Origin of the sequence: Mesorhizobium sp. B2-9-1 (assembly GCF_006439455.1) — a bacterium.
Taxonomy (GTDB): Bacteria; Pseudomonadota; Alphaproteobacteria; order Rhizobiales; family Rhizobiaceae; genus Mesorhizobium.
In genome coordinates this window covers 95,018-114,996 of the sequence record NZ_VFTP01000008.1, presented here as the reverse complement: position 1 = coordinate 114,996, position 19,979 = coordinate 95,018, and the positions used below count along the sequence as shown (strand labels likewise).

The 19,979-nt window shown below is 65.6% G+C and carries 11 protein-coding genes; 4 read left to right on the top strand and 7 right to left on the bottom strand.

What is annotated here, in order from left to right:
* Positions 1-64: 64 nt before the first annotated feature.
* The 3 genes from FJW05_RS16615 (at position 65) to FJW05_RS16605 (ending at position 11,844) form a co-directional block, all read left to right on the top strand.
* Positions 65-8,644, top strand: coding sequence for a glucoamylase family protein (locus tag FJW05_RS16615; protein ID WP_140634039.1), 8,580 nt, complete (start codon positions 65-67; stop codon positions 8,642-8,644).
* 375 nt (positions 8,645-9,019) lie between these two features.
* A complete protein-coding gene (locus tag FJW05_RS16610; protein ID WP_140546108.1) occupies positions 9,020-10,789 on the top strand; it encodes a glucan ABC transporter ATP-binding protein/ permease in 1,770 nt (589 codons plus the stop codon).
* A 251-nt stretch (positions 10,790-11,040) separates the two neighbouring features.
* Entirely contained in the window at positions 11,041-11,844 is an 804-nt protein-coding gene (locus FJW05_RS16605; protein WP_140634037.1) for a heme ABC transporter permease, read from the top strand.
* Between the two features lie 109 nt (positions 11,845-11,953).
* Here FJW05_RS16605 and FJW05_RS16600 read toward each other — a convergent pair whose 3' ends face one another.
* Positions 11,954-13,012 carry a D-TA family PLP-dependent enzyme gene (locus tag FJW05_RS16600; RefSeq protein ID WP_140634035.1) on the bottom strand — a complete coding sequence of 353 codons (1,059 nt, stop codon included), beginning with the start codon at positions 13,010-13,012 and terminating at the stop codon, positions 11,954-11,956.
* Positions 13,013-13,217: 205 nt separating this feature from the next.
* Between FJW05_RS16600 and FJW05_RS16595 the strand changes: the two genes are divergently transcribed.
* Complete coding sequence (locus FJW05_RS16595; protein ID WP_095767778.1) at positions 13,218-13,904, top strand: D-lyxose/D-mannose family sugar isomerase; 687 nt, start codon at positions 13,218-13,220, stop codon at positions 13,902-13,904.
* 15 nt (positions 13,905-13,919) lie between these two features.
* Here the strand turns inward: FJW05_RS16595 and FJW05_RS16590 are convergent, their stop codons facing one another.
* From FJW05_RS16590 to FJW05_RS16565, 6 genes are read right to left on the bottom strand one after another with little or no spacing between them, the layout of a single operon-like run.
* Positions 13,920-14,798 (bottom strand): RDD family protein, encoded by an 879-nt coding sequence (locus FJW05_RS16590; protein ID WP_140634033.1) that lies wholly within the window; start codon positions 14,796-14,798, stop codon positions 13,920-13,922.
* Positions 14,785-15,801, bottom strand: a complete 1,017-nt coding sequence (locus tag FJW05_RS16585) for a stage II sporulation protein M (RefSeq protein ID WP_140634031.1) — start codon at positions 15,799-15,801, stop codon at positions 14,785-14,787. The genes FJW05_RS16590 and FJW05_RS16585 overlap by 14 nt, the downstream gene beginning before the upstream one ends.
* Positions 15,798-17,102 (bottom strand): DUF58 domain-containing protein, encoded by a 1,305-nt coding sequence (locus tag FJW05_RS16580; protein WP_140634029.1) that lies wholly within the window; start codon positions 17,100-17,102, stop codon positions 15,798-15,800. The genes FJW05_RS16585 and FJW05_RS16580 overlap by 4 nt, the downstream gene beginning before the upstream one ends.
* Entirely contained in the window at positions 17,099-18,055 is a 957-nt protein-coding gene (locus FJW05_RS16575; protein WP_140634027.1) for a MoxR family ATPase, read from the bottom strand. The genes FJW05_RS16580 and FJW05_RS16575 overlap by 4 nt, the downstream gene beginning before the upstream one ends.
* Entirely contained in the window at positions 18,042-19,256 is a 1,215-nt protein-coding gene (locus FJW05_RS16570) for a DUF4350 domain-containing protein (protein WP_140634025.1), read from the bottom strand. The genes FJW05_RS16575 and FJW05_RS16570 overlap by 14 nt, the downstream gene beginning before the upstream one ends.
* Positions 19,253-19,879 carry a DUF4129 domain-containing protein gene (locus FJW05_RS16565; protein ID WP_140634023.1) on the bottom strand — a complete coding sequence of 209 codons (627 nt, stop codon included), beginning with the start codon at positions 19,877-19,879 and terminating at the stop codon, positions 19,253-19,255. The genes FJW05_RS16570 and FJW05_RS16565 overlap by 4 nt, the downstream gene beginning before the upstream one ends.
* Positions 19,880-19,979 lie beyond the last annotated feature (100 nt).

The window sequence follows — 19,979 nt, the reverse complement described above, 5'->3', positions numbered from 1 at the left end:
AACCGGTTTTAGGGGCATTGCCGTGGCGGTGACGCCGCATTGCGCCCGCCTTACGGAATTTTCAATGAACATTCAGACGAACCCGAACAAGATTGAACTGACAAGCGCCGGTTTCCCGGCGGCGACGGAAGCGCCGATACGCTCCAATTTCCTGCCTGAGGACCGGCTGCGCGCCTTGGGCGTCGGGCTCGCCAACGGTGAAGTCAAGGAATTGTTCGGCCTCGCCCCGTTCGAGTTCCACGCCCGCATCCGCGACAGCGCCAAGAAGATTCTCGAAGTCTACCGCTCGACCAATGCCGCCCAGGCCAAGGGCGAGACCATCACGCCGGCCGCGCAATGGCTGCTCGACAACAACTACCTTGTCGAGGAGACCATCTTCCAGGTCAAGCGCGACCTGCCGCGCCGCTTCTATCGGCAGTTGCCGACGCTCACGCTCGGCAACGGCACCGTCTTGCCGCGCGCCTTCGTCGTTGCCTGGAGCTATGTCGAGCATTCCGACAGCTCGGTCTCCGCCAGCATGTTCAAGGCAATCGTCGAGGGCTTCCAGTCGGTCGAGCCGATGAAGATCGGCGAACTCTGGGCGCTGCCGTCGCTGCTGCGTTTCGTGCTGATCGAGAACCTGCGCCGCATCGCCGTTCGCGTCGACCGCACCAGGCAGATGCGCCATGTCGCCAACGAGGTCGCCGACCGGGTTCTCGCGACCGACGACAATGCCGACCGCACCAGGATCCTGTCCAACTACAGCGCGCATGCGCAGGACACCACCTTCGCCACCCAGCTGCTCTACCGCCTGCGCGACGGGTCGCAGAACGCCGGCCGCGCGCTGGAATGGCTGGAAGGCGAGCTGGAAAAGACCGGTTCCGATGCCGAGGAGATCATCATCTCCGAGCATCAGACGCTCTCTAGCGGCAATGTCACCACCGGCAACATCATTCGCGGTCTGCGCCTCATCAATGACGTCGACTGGACGGTCTGGTTCGAGGGCGTCAGCCGCATCGACACGCTGCTGCGCGAAAAGACCGATTTCGCCAACCTCGATTTCTTCTCGCGCGACCAGTACCGCACCGCGATCGAACAGCTGGCGCGCCGCTCGCATCTCTCCGAATACCGCGTCGCCGAAAAGGCGATCGAGCTTGCCGGCCACACGCCCGGCCTCACCGATGCGTCCGGCGTGCCGGAAACCGCCGACCCCGCCGTGCACACCGATGTCGGCTTCTTCCTGGTCGGGCCGCGCCGGCAGGAACTGGAAAGGGCGATCGGCTACCGGCCGCCTTTCTATGTGACCTTCAAGCGAGGCTTTGCCAGCGCCGGCTGGCTGGGCATCGTCGTGCCGGTTTTCCTTTTGACGGCGCTGCTGCTGGTGCTGTCGGGCAAAGCGCTCGTCAATCTCGGCCTGTCGGTGGAATCGATCACGCTGATGCTGGCGCTGTTTGCCGTTCCGGCCAGCGAAGGCGCGCTGGCCTTCTTCAACACCGTGGTGGCGCTGTTCCTGAAGCCGACCAGGCTTGTCGGCTACGATTACAACAAGCACGGCATTCCGGCCGAATCGCGCACCTTGGTCGTGGTGCCTTCGCTGATCGGCTCGCGCGACGACGTGGAGGAAAACATCCGCAACATCGAGGTGCACCACCTCGCCAACACGGCGGACGAGATCCGTTTCGCGCTGTTGTCCGACTGGCCGGATTCCAAGACCGAGATCGACGTCGCCGACATCGAGATCCTGCAATACGCCCGCGACGAGATCGCCAGGCTCAACGCCCGCTATCCGTCCGAAGGTTCGCCGCGCTTCTACCTCCTGCATCGCCGCCGGCTCTATAACCAGGCGCAGGGCTGCTGGATGGGCTGGGAGCGCAAGCGCGGCAAGCTGCATGAGCTGAACCTTCTTTTGCGCGGCGACAGCGATACCACCTTCCTGCCGCTCGACGTGCCGCTGCCGGAAAACGTCGTCTATGTGATGACGCTCGACGCCGACACGCGCACCACGCGCGACGCGGTTTCGGACCTGGTCGGCAAGCTCGCCCATCCGCTGAACCGCCCGCATTTCGATCCGGTCAAGCGCATCGTCACCGCCGGCTACACCATCCTGCAGCCGCGCATCACCGCTTCGCTCACCAGCGGCGACGACGCCTCCTTCTTCCAGCGCGTCTTCTCGGCCAATCGCGGCCTCGACCCCTATGTCTTCGCGGTCTCCGACCTCTACCAGGACGTCTTCGGCGACGGCTCCTTCACCGGCAAGGGCCTCTACCATGTCGACGCCTTCGAAGCGGCTCTGAAGAACCGCATCGACGAAAACACCATCCTCAGCCATGACCTGCTCGAAGGCGCGCTGGCGCGCGCCGCGCTGGTCACCGACGTTGAGCTGGTCGAGGACTATCCGACCCGCTACTCGGTCGACGCCTCGCGCCACCACCGCTGGGCGCGCGGCGACTGGCAGCTGCTCGGCTACATCTTCGATCCGCGGTCCGGCGTGCCTGCGCTGTCGCGCTGGAAGATGGTCGACAATCTGCGCCGCTCGGTCACCCCGATCTTCTGGGTCATGGCCTGCGTCGCCGGCTGGACGCTGCTGCCCTTCACCCAGGCGGCGCAGTGGCAGGCTCTTATGATCCTCAGCCTGTTCATGGCGCCGACCTTCGACATCGTGAACGGCATCCTGCCGAAGAGCGGCGACCAGACGCCGCGCGGCCATTTCTCCGCCTTGGCCCGCGATACCGTGTTCGGCACAGCGCTTGTGGCGCTCAAGGTGCTTCTGATGGCGCATCTCGCCTGGATGATGGGCGATGCCATCATCCGCACCATCTATCGGCTCTTCGTCAGCCGGCAAAATCTTTTGGAATGGCGTACCGCCTCGCAAGCCGCCAAGGGCGGCAACGATCTCGGCGCCTATTACGGCATGATGTACGGCGCTGTGATCATCGGCGTCGTCGGCCTGGCGATTCCGGTGCTGGCCGATTCCACCGGCGCCTTCGTCGCCTTCTTCTTCGCCATCTTCTGGATCGCTTCGCCCGCCGTCGCCTGCTGGATCAGCCGCTCGGCCGAGACCGAGGACAGGCTGCGTATCTCGACCGCCGACATCCACGCGCTGCGCACCTTCGCGCGCCGCACCTGGCACTATTTCGAGACCTTCGTGACGGCCGAGCAGCATCACCTGCCGCCGGATAATTTCCAGGAAAGCCCGGCGCCGGTTGTGGCGCCGCGCACCTCGCCGACCAATATCGGCGTCTATCTGCTCTCGGTTGTATCGGCGCGCGATTTCGGCTGGATCAGCCTGTCGGACGCCATCACCCGCATCGACGCCACGATGACGACCATCGAGAACATGCCGCGCGATCGCGGCCATCTCTATAACTGGTATGACACCACGACACTGAAGCCGCTCTATCCGCTCTACATCTCGGCGGTCGACAGCGGCAATCTCGCTGGACATCTCGTCGCGGTGGCGGCGTCCTGCGCCGAATGGGCCGAAGCGCCTTCCGTGCATCTGCAAGGAGATTTCGAAGGCATCATCGACACCGTCACTATCCTTGACGAGAACCTGGACGAGCTGCCGGACGACCGCCGGCAACTGCGGCCGCTGCGCCAGCGCCTTGCCGACCGTCTCGACGGCATGCGCCGCGCGGTGGCGACCATCAAGGCGCAGCCTGAGATGGCGTCGATCCGCACCATCAATCTTGCGGTGCTGGCCGGCGAGATACGCAAGCTCGCCACCGCCATCCACACCGAGGCGGCATCGCCGAAGAGCGATGTCATCGCCGACTGGGCGGCCAGGCTGGAAGCGACCTGCGAGGCGCATGTGCACGATTCGCACAATGACGATAGCGCGGTCGCCGCTCTGCGCGCCAAGCTGCTCGCCTTGCGCGAGCGCTGTCGCCGCTATGCCTTCGAGATGGATTTCTCCTTCCTGATGCGGCAGGAGCGCAAGCTGCTGTCGATCGGTTACCGCGTCGAGGACCGCCAGCTCGACGAGAGCTGCTACGACCTGCTTGCTTCCGAAGCGCGGCTCACCAGCCTGTTCGCCATCGCCAAGGGCGACCTGCCGACCGAGCACTGGTTCCGTCTGGGACGGCCGATCGTCGAGATCGGCTTCCAGGGCGCGCTGATGTCCTGGTCGGGCTCGATGTTCGAGTATCTGATGCCGCCGCTGGTGATGAAGGAGCCGCAGGGCTCGATCCTCAACCAGACCAGCAAGCTCATCATCAAGCGCCAGATCCAGTATGCGCGTTCCAAGAACGTGCCCTGGGGCATTTCGGAAGCGGCCTACAACGCTCGCGACCGCGAACTCACCTACCAGTACACCAATTTCGGCGTACCCGGGCTCGGCCTCAAGCGCGGCCTTGGCCAAAACACCGTGATCGCGCCCTATGCGACGATCCTGGCCGCACAGTTCAGTCCGCGCGAGGCGGTGCAGAACCTGCAGCGGCTGCGTTCGATCGGCGCGCTCGGCCGCCACGGCTTCTACGACGCGGTCGATTTCACGCCGCAACGCGTGCCCGAAGGCACCGACCACGCCGTGGTGCAGAACTATATGGCGCACCATTCCGGCATGACGATCGCGGCGGTGGCCGACGCCATTTTCGAGGGCCGGCTGCGCGAGCGTTTCCACAGCGACCCGGTGATCGAATCGGCCGAGCTTCTGTTGCAGGAGAAGGCGCCGCGCGACATTCCGACGGCGACCGTCAGGACGGAGGCCGACGAGCGCTCCAAGGACGAGACCGAGGCCGAGAGCCCGGACAGCCGTGTCGTGCTCGATCCGATCAAGGCGCTGCGGGCGACCAACGTCATGTCCAACGGCCGCTATTCGGTCATGGTCACCGCCACCGGCTCCGGCTACAGCCGCTTCGGCGAGCTTGCCGTCACCCGCTGGCAGCCGGATCCGAGCGAGGATCGCCTCGGCTCCTATATTTTCCTGCGCGACGCGGCGACCGGCGACTGGTGGTCGGCCACCGCGGAGCCGAAGCGCGCCGAGGGCGAGCGCGTCCAGACGCTGTTTGGCGACGACAAGGCGAGCTTCACCAAGACGGTGGGTTCGCTGCGTTCGGAAGTCGAATGCATCGTCATTTCAGAAGGCAATGGCGAGGGCCGCCGCATCACGCTCTACAATGACGGCGCCACCGACCGGCACATCGAAGTGACCTCCTTCGCCGAGCTGGTGCTCGGCAACGAGACTTCGGACAACGCGCATCCGGCGTTCTCCAAGATGTTCGTCGAGACCGAGATCGCGCCGAACAACAGCGCGATCTTCGCCACAAGGCGCAAGCGCGACAACAACGATCCCGACCTCACCATGGTGCATTTCGTCACCGACCCGTCCGGCCCGTCGCGCGATGCCGAGGCCGAGACCGACCGGCGCGCCTTCATCGGCCGTGGCCGCACCATCGCCGATGCCGTCGCCTTCGACCCCGGCGTCAGGCTTTCGGGCAGCCAGGGCTTCACGCTCGACCCGGTAGCGGCGCTGCGTCGCCAGGTGCGCGTGCCGGCCAACAAGAAGATATCGCTGACCTTCTGGACCGCCGTCGGCGCCAATCGCGGCGAGCTCGACGAGGCGATAGCCCGTCTCGACCACCAGGAGAGCTTCGCCCGCCAGGCCATGCTTGCCTGGACGCGCAGCCAGGTGCAGACGCGCCATCTGGGGCTCAGCCTCACCGACGCCGCCAATGTGCAGAAGCTGGCGCGCTATTTGATCTATCCCGATCCGTTCCTGCGCCTGCCGGCGGAATCTATCGCGTCGGGCCTCGGCCGCCAGTCGAGCCTGTGGCCGACCAGCATCTCCGGCGATTTCCCGATCTTCCTCGTGCGCATCGGCGACGTCGCCGATCTCGAGATCGTCGCCCAGGCGCTCCGCTTCCAGGAATATATGCGGGCGCGGGGCATGATGATCGACTTCGTCGTCGTCAACGAGCAGGCCTCGTCCTATGTGCAGGACCTGCAGCGCGCGGTGGAGACGCTGTGCGAGAACAGCCGCCTGCGCGGCCGTGAGCTCGGGCCCCGCCAGCATATCTTCGCGGTGCGCCGCGACCTGATGGACGAGCCGACCTACAAGACTTTGCTGTCGGTGGCGCGGGTCGTGCTGCACACCCGCAACGGCACGATCTTCGATCAGCTCGAACGTGCCGAGACGGCGGCGCTCCAGGCACGCGACGCCTTGATGCAGGCCGAGGGCGGCACGCCGCGCGAGCCCGTTCCGCCGCTGCCCTTGCCGGTGCCGGCAAGCCGAAGCGGAGCCGACATTGCCGCCGACGGCAGCGGTCTCAGCCTCTGGAACGGCTTTGGCGGCTTCGACGGCGACGGCCGCCACTATGTGACGCGGCTGACCGGGCGGCGTTCGACGCCGCAGCCCTGGATCAACGTGATCTCCAACGCCTCCTTCGGCTTCCACGTCTCGGCCGAAGGCGCCGGTTTCACCTGGAGCCGCAACAGCCGCGACTATCAGCTGACGCCGTGGTCGAACGACCCGGTGTCGAACCGGCCGGGCGAAGGCTTCTATATTTTCGACCAATTGAGCGGCAAGGCCTTCTCGCCGATGGCCGCGACGGTGCGCGATCCGTCGATGACCTATGAGACCTGGCACGGCCAGGGCTTCTCGACCTTCCGCTCCAGGCGCGGTTCGCTGTCGATGGACCTGACGCAGGTGGTCGATCCCACCGATCCTGTGAAGATCACCCGGCTGCGCATCCAGAATGCCGGCCCGGCGCCGGCGCGGTTGCGCATTTATGCCTATGCCGAATGGGTGCTGGGCGGCCATCGCTCGCGCACGGCGGCGACCATCGTACCGTCGCGCGACGCCGCCACCGGCGCCATGCTGGCGCAGAATCCGTATGGCCTCGACTTCGGCGAGCGTGTCGCTTTCCTGGCGGCCAGCCATCCTGTCCATTCGGTAACCGCCGACCGCAGCGAGTTCATCGGCAGGCACGGCACGACCGAATATCCGCAGGCCGTGCTTGGCGGGCTTGCGCTTTCCGGCCGCATCGAGGCGGGCGACGATCCTTGCGCTGTCGTCGCCAGCGACATCGACATTCCCGCCGGCGGCGACGTGACACTGTCCTGGCTGCTTGGCGACGCGGCCACGCCCGCCGAGGCGAGCGCGCTGGTGCAGACCCATCGCGGCAAGGATTTCGATCAGCGCCTGGCCGATAACGAGCGCGTCTGGCGCGGCTTCCTCGACACCATCCAGGTCGAGACGCCCGACGAAGCGATGAACGCCATGGTCAACCATTGGCTGCCTTACCAGAGCCTGGCCTGCCGCATCCGCGCGCGCTCGGCCTTCTACCAGGCGAGCGGCGCGTTCGGCTTCCGCGACCAGTTGCAGGACACGCTCTCGCTTCTGGCGCATGACTCCAAGCTGGCGCGCGACCAGATCCTCAACGCGGCGCGCCGGCAATTCCCGGAAGGCGACGTGCAGCATTGGTGGCTGCCGCGCACCGATGCCGGGGTGCGCACGATGATCTCGGACGACGTAGTCTGGCTGGCGCATGCGACGGCCCGCTACATCGAGGTGACGGGCGATGCCGGTATCCTGAAGGAGCAGTTGCCCTTCATCGACGGACAGCAGCTCGGCGAAGGCGAGCATGACGCCTTCTTCACGCCGGAGATCACCAAGAACACCGCGCCGCTCTATGAACATTGCGCGCGGGCGCTCGATCTCGCGATCAAGCGCAGCAGCCCCGCCGGCCTGCCGCTCATCCTTGGCGGCGACTGGAACGACGGCATGAACCGTGTCGGCGAGGGCGGCAAGGGCGAGAGCGTGTGGCTGGGCTGGTTCCTGCTGAAGACGCTCATCGACTTCGCGCCTGTCGCCAAGGGGCAGGGCGACACCAAGCGGGCACAGGCCTGGACCAAGCACGCGGACGCGCTGAAGCGGGCCCTGGAAAGCACCGCCTGGGACGGCCAATGGTACCGGCGCGGCAGCTTCGACGACGGTACGCCGCTCGGCTCGCACAATTCGGACGAGTGCAGGATCGACTCGATCGCCCAGTCCTGGAGCGTGCTGTCGGGCGAGGGCGACCCCGCGCGCTCGACGACGGCTATGGAACAGGCGACCGAGATACTGGTCGACGACAAGCTCAAGATCGTCAAGCTGTTCACGCCGCCCTTCTCCAAGAGCGAGAAGGACCCGGGCTATATCAAGAGCTATCCGCCGGGGGTGCGTGAGAATGGCGGCCAGTACACCCATGCTGCCACCTGGTTCGTGATCGCGCTGGCTGAAATGGGCCGCACCGACGAAGCTTATCGCTGCTTCTCGATGCTGAACCCGGTCAACCACGCTTCGGACGAGGTGGCGGCCGAGCACTATCGCGTGGAACCCTATGTCGTGGCCGCCGACATCTATGCCGGCGAAGGCAAGGGCGGCCGCGGCGGCTGGACCTGGTACACGGGCTCGGCCGGCTGGCTTTACCGCGCCGCGGTGGAGGGCATTCTCGGTATCGAGCGGCGCGGCAAGGAGATCACGTTTAGGCCGAAGCTGCCCGGGCACTGGGACGGCTACGCCGCGACGCTCAAGATGTTCGACGGCGAGATCAAGCTTCGTGTTATCCGCGACAAAAAGACCAAGTCGATCTCGCTAGAAGTCGATGGTTCGAAGAAAAAATCGGCCTCTTTCGAGCCGAAATCCGGCGGCAAGACCGAAGTCGTCGTCAGGATACCTGCGTAAAATCAAAGGTTTGGTTCGTCGGCCGCGCATCCCTCGGGGTGCGCGGCCGATCGCCGTTTTTTACTTGGCGCGGCTCTCGCGTCCGATCGCGCGCCTTCCTTTAGGGCAGCCTAAGCAAGCAGCTTGTGATTAAAAATGTGGCAGCGCGAGGCAGGTGCCATTATTTTGCCGCAAGCCTGACATTTCACCTTTTATCTCAAACCGTTAGGTGATCACGTCAGATTTCGTACCGTCGTCATCTTTTGTTCGCTAAATGGGAACGGAAGCGATAGACGACGCATTGTTTCGCGACACGTTAACCGATACGTGTCAGAAAATGGTGCGGTGCACAATTCGGGCATTGAGCACAGACAAGAGTTTGGCGGAGTAGCTGAAGTGTCACTTCTGCAGATCTACTTTAGAGCGCTGGGTTATCTGGCGTCCGACAAGAAGCGCGTTGCGCTGATTTGCGGCGCCAACGTCGCGCTCGCGGCGATCGCGATCCTCGAGCCCATCCTGCTGGGCCGGGTGATCGGTGCCATCTCCGAAAAAGGCGCGGTGTTTTCGACGCTCGCCGTCTGGGCCGCTCTTGGTGCCTTCAACGTCGTCGCCTTCGTGCTGGTGGCGCGCGGCGCCGACCGCTTCGCTCATGCCCGTCGCTCCGAAGTGCTGTGCCAGTCCTTCGAGCGCGTCATCACCATGCCGCTTGCCTGGCACCATCAGCGCGGCACATCCAATTCGCTGCACACGCTGCTGCGCGCGGTCGAGACCCTGTTCAGCCTGTGGCTCGAATTCATGCGCGTGCATCTCTCGACGGCCATCGCGCTGGTGCTGCTGGTTCCGACCGCGCTGTCCATGGACATCCGCATGTCCGTCGTATTGCTGGGCCTCGGCGTGCTTTACGTTGGCATCGGCCGGCTCGTCATGCGCCGCACCAAGTCGGGGCAGACTGCCGTCGAACGCCACTACCACACCGTGTTTGCCCACGTGACCGACAGCGTCAGCAACGTTGCCGTGCTGCAGAGCTACAACCGCATTGGCCACGAGACCGCGACGCTGAAGCGCTATGTGAAGGATCTGCTCGACGCGCAGAACCCGGTGCTCGACTGGTGGGCGATTGCCAATGCGCTGAACCGCCTGTCGTCGACCATCTCGATGATGATCGTGCTCTCGATCGGCGCTTATCTCGTCACCCGTGGCCAGCTCCGCGTCGGCGATGTCGTTGCCTTCACCGGCTTTGCCGGAATGCTGATCGCCCGTCTCGACCAGATGTCGGCCTTCACCACCCAGATTTCCGAGGCTCGTGCCAAGCTCGAGGAGTTCTATCGCCTCGAGGATTCGGCTGCCGAGACCGCCGAGCCGGACGGATTGCGCGAGTTGACCAACGTCACCGGCCACGTCCGCTTCGAGGATGTCAGCTTCGAGTTCGCCAATTCGGGCCACGGCATCGAGGACGTCTCCTTCGAGGTCCAGGCCGGCCAGACGGTCGCCATCGTCGGCCCGACCGGCGCTGGCAAGACGACGCTCATCAATCTCTTGCAGCGCGTCTTCACGCCCGCCAGCGGCCGCATCCTGATCGACGGCATCGACACCCGCACGGTGACCCGCAAGTCGCTGCGCCATTCGATCGCCACCGTCTTCCAGGACGCCGGCCTGCTCAACCGCTCGATCGAGGACAACATCCGTGTCGGCCGTGCCGATGCCAGCAATGACGAGGTTCACGCCGCCGCCAATGCCGCCGCCGCCCAGGACTTCATCCTGGCCAAGAGCGGCGGCTACGACACCGTCGTCGGCGAGCGCGGCGGCCAGCTCTCGGGCGGCGAGCGCCAGCGTATCGCCATCGCCCGCGCCGTGCTCAAGGATGCGCCGATCCTGGTGCTCGACGAGGCGACCAGCGCGCTCGACGTCGAAACCGAGGATCGCGTCAAGGATGCCATCGACGAGCTGCGCCGCAACCGCACGACCTTCATCATCGCCCACCGCCTGACCACGGTCCGCGACGCCGACCTCGTCGTCTTCATGGACAAGGGCAGGGTGGTCGAGATGGGCGGCTTCACCGAGCTGTCGCTGCGCAACGGCCGCTTCGCTGCCCTGCTGCGCGCCGGCGGCCTGCTCAACGACGAGGAAGTCCGCCGCCTCAGCCGTGCGGTGACGGAAGCGGCGTAAGTTCTCTCCTTCTCCCCTTGTGGGAGAAGGTGGCCGCGAAGCGGCCGATGAGGGGTGCTCCAGCTTGACACCAGCATCCGATCGACAGCCGGGCGCATTGCTGGCGCCTCACTCCGCTGGAACACCCCTCATCCGTCTCGGCGCTGCGCGCCGATCCACCTTCTCCCACAAGGGGAGAAGGGGAAGGCGCTTCTACCTGCGACGCCTTCCCCCGATTGCCCCAGACCAATCTCCGGTCTATTTAGGTCGGCATGAGTGACATCACCTCACGCCTGAGCGCCTGGGCCGATCTCGCCAATCCGACGCGCTTCGTCGGCTTGGCGGACAAGGTGATCCCGTGGCTGGCGTCGGTTGCCGCGATCCTGCTCGCCGTCGGCCTCTATATGAGCTTCACCGCGCCGGAGGATTTCCAGCAGGGCATCACCGTGCGCATCATGTATATCCACGTGCCTTTCGCCTGGCTCGCCATGATGTGTTACACGATCATGACGATTTCGGCGCTGGGCACGCTGGTCTGGCGCCATCCGCTGGCCGATGTGGCACTGAAATCGGCGGCCCCGATCGGCGCCACCTTCACCGCGCTGGCGCTGATCACCGGCTCTATCTGGGGCAAGCCGATGTGGGGCACCTGGTGGGTATGGGACGCGCGGCTGACCTCGGTCTTCGTGCTCTTCCTGATGTATCTCGGCATCATCGCGCTGACGCGCGCGCTGGATGATGCCGGCCGTGCGGCCTGGGCCGCCGCCATCATCACGCTGGTCGGCTTCATCAACATCCCGATCATCAAATTCTCGGTCGATTGGTGGAACACGCTGCACCAGCCGGCCTCTGTGTTCCGGCTCGGCGGTCCAACCATCGACCCCTCGATGCTGTGGCCGTTGGCCGTGATGGCGCTCGGCTTCACCGTGCTGTTCTTCGCCCTGCACCTGATGGCGATGCGCACGGAGATATTCCGCCGCCGCGTGACCGCGATGCGCAGGGTTGCGGCGAGGCAGGCGGAGCGGGCTCCCCCTTCTCCCCCTGTGGGAGAAGGTGGCCGCGAAGCGGCCGGATGAGGGGTGTTCCAGGGAAAGCCAGCGTCTCATTTCGCTGGAGCACCCCTCATCCGTCTCGGCGCTAACGCGCCGATCCACCTTCTCCCGCAAGGGGAGAAGGAAAGGCCGCTCACCCCATCCGTCCCCTTGCTGCCACCGGCAGCGTTTCCAGCACCTTGTCGCCGTCGATCAGATGCACCTGGTCGAACAAATTCGTCACCACGCAGCAATGATCGGGAACGACCCGCACGCGCTCGCCGATGCGCAGCTTGGCGCCGCCCGAAAGCGTGACGGTGCCGTGCTCTTCGCTGAGACCCGTGACGCGGGCGCCCGGCACGCCGAGCAACTCGCCGAAGTCAGGCAGGCCGAGTGTATCCGACGACAGCGCCTTGCTTCCGCTGTCGAGGATGACGCGCGTCGCCGTCGGATGGCTGACCACCGTGGCGAGCACCGTCAGCGCGCAGTCGTCCAGCGTGCCGACGCCTTTGGCGACCTGGTAGCGGTCGAGATAGATGTAGGTGCCGGGCCGGTATTCGGTGACCACGCTGTCCTCGCCGGAGCGCCACATATCCGGCGTGCCGCCGCTGGAGATGCGGTCACATTCAAGCCCGGCCGCTGTTAGCGCAGAGCGTGCATTGCTCAGCCATGCCTCCGCCTCGGCGGCGCGCCCCGCCGCCGGATAGGTCATCAGCCCGCCAAAGACGAGGCCCTTGGCCTGGTCGATCACTTTCGCCAGTGTCAGCGCTTCGTTGGCGCTCTGCACGCCGCAGCGGCCCATGCCGGTGTCGCACTCGACCAGAACGGACAACGGATGGCCGGCATCGGTGAATGTGGCGGCAAGCCCTTCCAGCGTGTCGTGGCTGTCCGCCGTGACCGAAAGTGTCACGCGCCCATGCAGCGCCTTCAGGCGCCCCAGCTTGGCGCGGCCAAGGATGTTGTAGGGCAGGAAAATATCCTCAAGCCCGGCATCGGCCATCACTTCGGCCTCGCCGATCTTCTGGCAGGTGATGCCGACGGCGCCCGCCGCCACCTGCTTCTTCGCCCAGTAAGGCAGCTTGTGCGTCTTGATATGCGGGCGGAGCTTCAGCCGGTGAGCGTCCGCATGGACCTGCGCTTTCTTGATGTTCGCCTCGGCGCGGGCGGCATCGATGAGGATCGCCGGTGTGTCGAGATCGTCTATGCTTGCCATGAGATCACCCGTCCGAGCATGTCTTCCGAGCGGCGATCCGCTGTGGGACAAAGACATTGCGTTAAAACAAATCAGTTGGGTTTATGGGCCCGAATGCGGCCTATGTCACGGGGCCAGACCCATCGGTTTGCGTCGACAGAGGACCGGCATTGGGCTATTCGGAAGGACGGATTTCAGCAGGCGGCGGCCGGAAGGAAGAGAACCCATGAAGCGCTCCAAGATCAACGACATCATCCGCGAAGCCGACGCCTTCATCCGCTCCTTCGGCTATATCATGCCGCCCTTCGCCTATTGGTCGCCGGAAGAGATGAAGGCGCATAAGGGCGACTCCCCGGCCATCTTCACCTCCCGTCTCGGCTGGGACATCACCGACTACGGCCAGGAGAAGTTCGACGAGCTCGGTCTGTTCCTGTTCACAGTGCGCAACGGCCGCTACGAGGACATGAAGCTCGGCATGGGCATGCTGTACGCCGAAAAAATCATGATCTCGCGCAAGGACCAGCTGTCGCCGATGCACCGCCACAACATCAAGGCCGAGGACATCATCAACCGCGGCGGCGGCAAGCTGGTGCTGGAATTGTTCATGCACGACCGCGACGGCGGCATCGACCCCAAGGCCGAAGTCTCGGTGCCGGTCGACGGCACCATGACCAGATTGCCGGCAGGCGGCCTGCTGAAGCTCGATCCGGGCCAGAGCGTGACGCTGCTGCCCGGCGTCTGGCACGCCTTCTGGGCCGAGGGCAAGGACGTGCTGATCGGCGAGGTCTCGACCGTCAATGACGACCTCACCGACAATGTCTTCCGCGATCCGATCGGCCGCTTCTCCAACATCGACGAGGACGTCGCGCCGCTGCACCTGCTGGTGTCGGATTACGAGAAGTGGGTGGGGTAGGCTAGGGACGCTCCGCTACCGCGCGTACTTATCCGCCTTGCGGTTCCCGAGCAGCAGCTTGCGCTCCAGATGCGCCCGGAGCTCGCCGTAATAGGCGGTGAGAAAAGCCTTTGAATCGATCGGCTCGACCCGGGCGCCGATCTTGCGCGCGATGGTCTCGGCCACGGCCTTCAGCGCGGAATAGTCGTCGCGGCGCAGCACTTCCTCCAGTTTCTGCAACTCGGCGATGCCATAGGCGTCGAGCTGTGCGGGGCTGAACTGGAAGCGGGCCGCGACCGGATCCTTGCGCTGCGAAAGGTCTTCGACCAGCGCCACTTTCGGCGCCTCGACCACCCAGGTGCCGGCGAGCAGGTCGCCGATCCTCAACCGGTCGCGGTTGAACAGCGGAAACAGCGAGAACAGCAACGCCCAGACCAGGCCGAAGATGGTCGACAGCGTGTCGGCGACATCGGCGCTGGCGCGCGCGGCGAGGATCGACAGCGGCAGAAAAACTTCGATCTCGCGCATCAGATTGCGCGCGATGACCTGGTCGATGGTGAGGCCGGCGCCGCTGCGCGACGCGACCCTCACGCCAACCATGCGCTTGCCCGGCGTGGCTGCCCGTCGGCCCGCCTCGAAGGCGATGAAATAGACGTTGCGCAGGAAGAAGATGAAAATGATCCAGACGATGAACAGCGGCTGCGCATCCTGGATGCCAAGCCCTGCAAGGCCGAAGATCATCACCAGCGAGACGATCACGGCCGCGACGACGATGATCACCACGTCGAGCAGGAATCCGGAAGCGCGGGTGCCGGCATCCGCCAGCTTGACCCGCAGGTCCACGCCTTCGGGCGTCACCAGCGGACGTATCAGCGCGGCAGGGTTCTTTGTCCTGGCTGTCCTAGCGGTCGCCATGCCGCACCATCCGCAACAGGTAGAAATATGAGATCCAGAGCGCCAGCATGCCGCCGCCGATCGAATAGCGGGCGAGGTCGCTGGTGATCGTCTGCCGGCCGATGCCTTCCAACAGTCCGGCAAGAAGCAGCATCACCGTGACGCCGATCATGGCGGTCGCCGCCACGCGCCCGGCTTGGGCGGCGGCGGCCATGCGGGTGAGTTCGCCGGGAAAGGCGATGCTGGTGCCGATGCGCATGCCGGCGGCACCCGCGATGGCGATGGCGAACAATTCCGTCGTGCCGTGGATCGAAAGCCAGCCGCCGAGCTCGAAGCCGAGGCCCTTGGCGGCATAAATCTGGAAAATGGCGCCGAGCATGCAGCCATTCATCAGGATGATCAGCACGCTCGGCACGGCGAAGGCGAAGCCCAGCGCGAAAGCCAGGATCGAGACCTGTGTGTTGTGCGTGAAGAGATAGGCGGCGAACCCCGACAGGAAATGGTCGCCGCCGCCGTAAAGCACGCTGCGCAGCGCCTCGGCCGACGAATCCGGGTTGCGCCCGCCCGCCAGGCTAGGCGCGATGATGGCGTCGTACCAGCGCTTGTCGGAAGCGACCAGCCAGTAGCCAGCAATGGCACCGATGAGGGTCAGCCCGACCGACGTCCATACTTCGCGCCACAGGTCGCGGATCGCCGCCGGCCAGTCGTGCAGGAAGAAGTCGCCGATGCGCGTTCTCAAGCTTCGCCGCGCGCCATAGAGATAGAAATAACCGCGCAGGCACAGCGCCTCGAGATAGGCGATCAGCGCGCTGTCGAGCGAGGTCGCGCGCGCCACCGAGAGCGAGGACAGCGCCGAGCGGTAGAGCAGGGGCAGCGACAGGAGCTCGTCTTCCGAGAGCGCGCGCGGCGCGCGTTTTTCGACGCGCGCAAGCAGCGCCTCGAAGGCTTTCCAGTCGGCCTCGCGCTCCTGGCGGAAGCTTGCCAGCGACTGGCGCACGGCGTCGGTGCCGGCGGGCAGCGTCATAAGAGGTTCTCCTCCTTGAGCTGGATATAGCGCTCGACCAGCGCCGGACCGAGCCGCTGGTGGTCGGCCTCGATGACATGCGCGCCAAGCAGCCTGAGCCTGCCGATTACCACCTGCCGCTGCCGCAACAGATCGCCGGCGGTGACGGAGCGGGCGACATCCTCGGGCGCCGCCGGCGCCATGTCGGCCAGCGTTTCGAGCTCCACATCCTTCATCAGCATGAACAGCACCAGATGCCGCTCGGTCAGCCGGCCCACGGTGCGCAGCATCAATTCGGCGCTGATCGGGTCGACGAAATCGGTGAAGACGATGACCAGCGAGCGCCGGTCGAGCCTCGCCGAAAGCGTGGTCAGCGCTAGGGTGAAGTTGGTCTCCTCGGTCGAATAGTCGATCTCGGCGGCGCGCTTCTGGATCATGGTGAAGCTCGGCGAGCCGCGCACCGCGCCGCTCGACACGCGCGGCCTGGCGTCGAAGGAAAACAGGCTGACGAGGTCGCCGCCCTTGAGCGCGATGAACGCCGACAGAAGCGCCGCCGTCACCGCACGGTCGACCTTCGGCACCCCGTCGACCGGCTCGCACATCAGCCGGCCGCTGTCGATGGCCAAAACGATGTTGTTGTTCTCCTCGATCCGGAACTCGCGCGCCAGAAGCTTGCCGTGCCGGGCGCTGCGCTTCCAGTCGATCATGCGGCGGCCCATTCCGGGCTGGTAATCCTTCAGCGCCTCGAACTCGCGGCCCTGGCCGGCGCGCTTCTGCGTATGGCCGTCGGCAAGGGCGGAACGCTGCAAGAGCGTGATCGCCTCGTCGCGCGCGCTGTTGACATTGGGCAGCACCGCGACCTTGCGGTCGACCGGCAACACGACCTGGTTCCAGATCAGCCCGAATGGACCCTGCCAGCGCAGCCAGAGACGGTCGAAGCCGGCGATGCCGCGGCGGATGGCCTCGAATTCGAGATCGAGCGTGCCGCCACTGGCCGGTAGCGCGCCGCCGGTGCCGGCCATTGGCTGGACCCGCTGGTCATGCCCGACACGCGCCTGCAGGCGGCGCAGCCTTGCCCCGGCACCGGCCGCGACGTGCAGCGTGAAGCGTCCGCCGACGCCGACCTGCGGCGGCGCCGTCAGCGTGGCGTTGAGCGAGGCGCGGCCCCGGCCTGCGGCTGCGTCCACCGCCACGAATGCAAGCAGCAGGCAGATCCACAACAGGCCGAGATACCAGACATGCGGCAAGGCGAGCGCGATCAGGAAGGCGGGGATCGCCCCCGCCGCCGCTGCCCAGACCGCTCGGCCGCTCGGATAGATCAACGCGGCGCTTCCGTATGGTCGACGAGGTCGGAGACGATCTGCTCGACCAGCCGCCCGTCGATCTGCGCCGCCGGCGAGAGAACGACACGGTGACGCAGCGCCGGCACGGCCAGCGCCTTGACGTCGTCGGGGATGACATAGTTGCGGCCGTCGAGCGCCGCCCTGGCGCGCGCGGCTCTCGCCAGCATGGCGCCCGCGCGTGGACTCGCTCCCACCTCCAGGTCAGGGCTTTCGCGCGTGCCGCGCACAAGTGCCGCGATATAGCCGACGACATCGTCGACCAGCGTGACGCTGCCGACGGTGGCTAGCGCAGCCTGCAGCGTCTCCCGGTCGGTCCGCGCCTTGATGCCGTATTGCTCGATATCGTGCGAGGCGGAGCCGCCGCCGTGATGGACGATGATGGCGCGCTCTTCCGTGAGATCCGGATAGCTCACCCGATGCTTGAACAGGAAGCGGTCGAGCTGCGCTTCGGGCAGCGGATAGACGCCCTGATGCTCGATGGGGTTCTGCGTCGCCACCACCATGAAATTCCGGCCGAGCGAATGGGTGGTGCCGTCGAAGGTGACGGCATGCTCCTGCATGGCCTCGAGCAGCGCGGCTTGCGTCTTCGGCGGCGTGCGGTTGATTTCGTCTGCGAGCAAAAGGTCGCAGAAGATCGGGCCGCGCGTCAGCGTGAACTGCCCGGTCTGGAAATTATAGATGTTGGCGCCGACGATATCGCCGGGCATCAAGTCGGGCGTGAACTGGATGCGCCCATAGGCGACGCCGAGCGCCTGCGCGAAGCAGCGCGCCGTCATCGTCTTGGCGGTGCCGGGCGGGCCTTCGAGCAGGATATGCCCGCCGGCAAACAGCGCCGTCAGCATCAGGTCGACCGTATCGCGCTGCCCGGTTATTGCTTTTGCCACTTCTTCCCTGATCGCGCTCGCCAGGGTCTTCACTTCATCGACGTTCAATGAGCCTCCTTGCCGTCCAGTCATGCAGCTTTTCGGCTGCTTCGTGCATTGCGGCCAGATTGTTGGAATCATGTACTGCCCTGAAGCGGGCGGTGAAGCCGTGCTGTTCTTCCTTGTCGCGGGAGTCGAGCCAGTGGTCGAGCGCCTCGCCCTGCAGCCCGTGCGGCGCGCCGAGCAGGACGGCCGCGCGCTGGCGCATCAGCGCTGCATAACGGTCGCCAAGCTCCTGCAGCCGTCCGGCGCGCTTCAAAAGCATCGCCGTGGTGTCGACCAGCGCCCGCTTGCCGAAGGCGATGGCGCGCCCCTCCGCGCGCGGTGGGCCGAAGCGGCCGAGCCCGTGCAGGAAGGCGAGCGCGGCCGCCACAAGCACCGACAGCGTCAGCGCCAGGAAGGGCGGTTCGATCAGCAGCTTGGCGAGATCGTAGTTACCGCCGATGCCGTGCAGCGTCAGGTCGAACATGACGGCGCCTTTGGCGGGCTCCAGCATGGCGATGATGTCGAGCGCGGCGGCCGCCCTCTGCTCGTCCTTCAGCGCGGCATTGTTGAGGAAATCGGGATCGGTGAGGATGTAGAAGGGCTCGTTGTCGAGCTCGGTCAGGATAGCCCTGCCGTCGCCCGCCGCGATCAGCGGATGGTCGTCCGCCACCCATTGCAGTTCGTCTGGCGCGGCCACCATGCGGCCGGCGATGTTGATCTGCGAGAGCGTGTTCTTGGCCTCGCCGAGCTTGGCCTTGGCGATGCGGCCGAGCCAGTCGTTGACGACGTTGTTGGGCAGCCGCTCGACCTTTTCCTCCCAGCCTTCATGGCTGAACAAGGGAAAGGTCTGCCATTTCGGCAAGACAAAGAGCGTGTCCTTGCCCGCGCGCAGCTTGATGAGACGATCGAGCGCGGCCGGGTCGCTGCCCGGCGCGATGGTGACGACCAGCAGGAAGGTCGATGCCAGGGGAGACGCGAGGTCCTTCTCGCCGCGCTCCATCGGCGGCGCCTGTCCGTTGGTGAGCTTCAGCCATTCGACAAGCCCGGCATAGCCGGTGCCGCCCTTCGAGAACGGCGTGCCGCCGCCAGCAGGCTGGCGAAAATCCGGCGCATAGGTGGACAGCAGAAAAAACCCGGCCGCCGCCAGCAGGCTGGCGAAAATGCCCCAGAACAGGGTCTTGCGGCTGAACGGTTCTTGCGCTGCGCCTGTCATCTGCGCGGTCATGCCCAGGCGTCCCGGAAGGCGAAACGCTCATAGGCGCCCCGCGCCTGCCGCCAGCCCTCGGCGCCGACCGGACGCCGGGCAAACAAGGCCGCCTCGACGATGCGGGCGATCTCGCTGAAGGCGGCGCGGGGCCGGGTGGGGATGGAACCGGCGGCGGCGATGTCGCGTGCGGTGAGCGATGGGCGCAGGAAATCGGGCAGCCGGGTGGCGATGTCTGAGACGCTGCGGCGCAACAGTAGATGCACTGCCTCGTCGTACTCGCCGCGCGCGGCGAGCGCATCGGCCTCGGAGAGCAGGACCTGGGCAGCCCCCACGTCAGGGCGCCACTCTTCCTTCGTTTCGGTCTCTTCGCGTTTCCGCCGCCATGGCAGGCGCCAGACAATGCCTTTCGCCTCGAGGAAAAGCAGAAAAGCAATGATCGCGACGCCGATGATGACCGCGCCCCAGAAGAGATAGATCATGTAGGGACCGAGCTTTGCCAAGCCGTCCAGAAACGGCTTCAGCCACTCCGGGGGCTCGGGCCGCACGTAGGTCGGCAAGGCGAACTGGATCGAATCGTCCCCGAGCAGTTGCTTGTGCAGCTGCGCCAGCCGTCCGGCCTCTTCCGTCCCTGCGGCTGTCACCCGCTCGTTCCCCCTGCAACCTGCGGTTCGGGGCCGACACTGGCAATACGCCATGACAATTGCAAGCGCACTGGACGTAGCCTTTCAATCTTGGCAAATT

What these genes read in the sequence shown, in the direction of transcription:
- FJW05_RS16585 (WP_140634031.1), bottom strand. Translation starts at nt 15,801, where the DNA reads ATGACGCTGCCCGCCGGCACCGACGCCGTGCGCCAGTCGCTGGCAAGC.
- FJW05_RS16590 (WP_140634033.1), bottom strand. Translation starts at nt 14,798, where the DNA reads ATGGCGACCGCTAGGACAGCCAGGACAAAGAACCCTGCCGCGCTGATA.
- FJW05_RS16615 (WP_140634039.1), top strand. Translation starts at nt 65, where the DNA reads ATGAACATTCAGACGAACCCGAACAAGATTGAACTGACAAGCGCCGGT.
- FJW05_RS16595 (WP_095767778.1), top strand. Translation starts at nt 13,218, where the DNA reads ATGAAGCGCTCCAAGATCAACGACATCATCCGCGAAGCCGACGCCTTC.
- FJW05_RS16605 (WP_140634037.1), top strand. Translation starts at nt 11,041, where the DNA reads ATGAGTGACATCACCTCACGCCTGAGCGCCTGGGCCGATCTCGCCAAT.
- FJW05_RS16570 (WP_140634025.1), bottom strand. Translation starts at nt 19,256, where the DNA reads ATGACCGCGCAGATGACAGGCGCAGCGCAAGAACCGTTCAGCCGCAAG.
- FJW05_RS16600 (WP_140634035.1), bottom strand. Translation starts at nt 13,012, where the DNA reads ATGGCAAGCATAGACGATCTCGACACACCGGCGATCCTCATCGATGCC.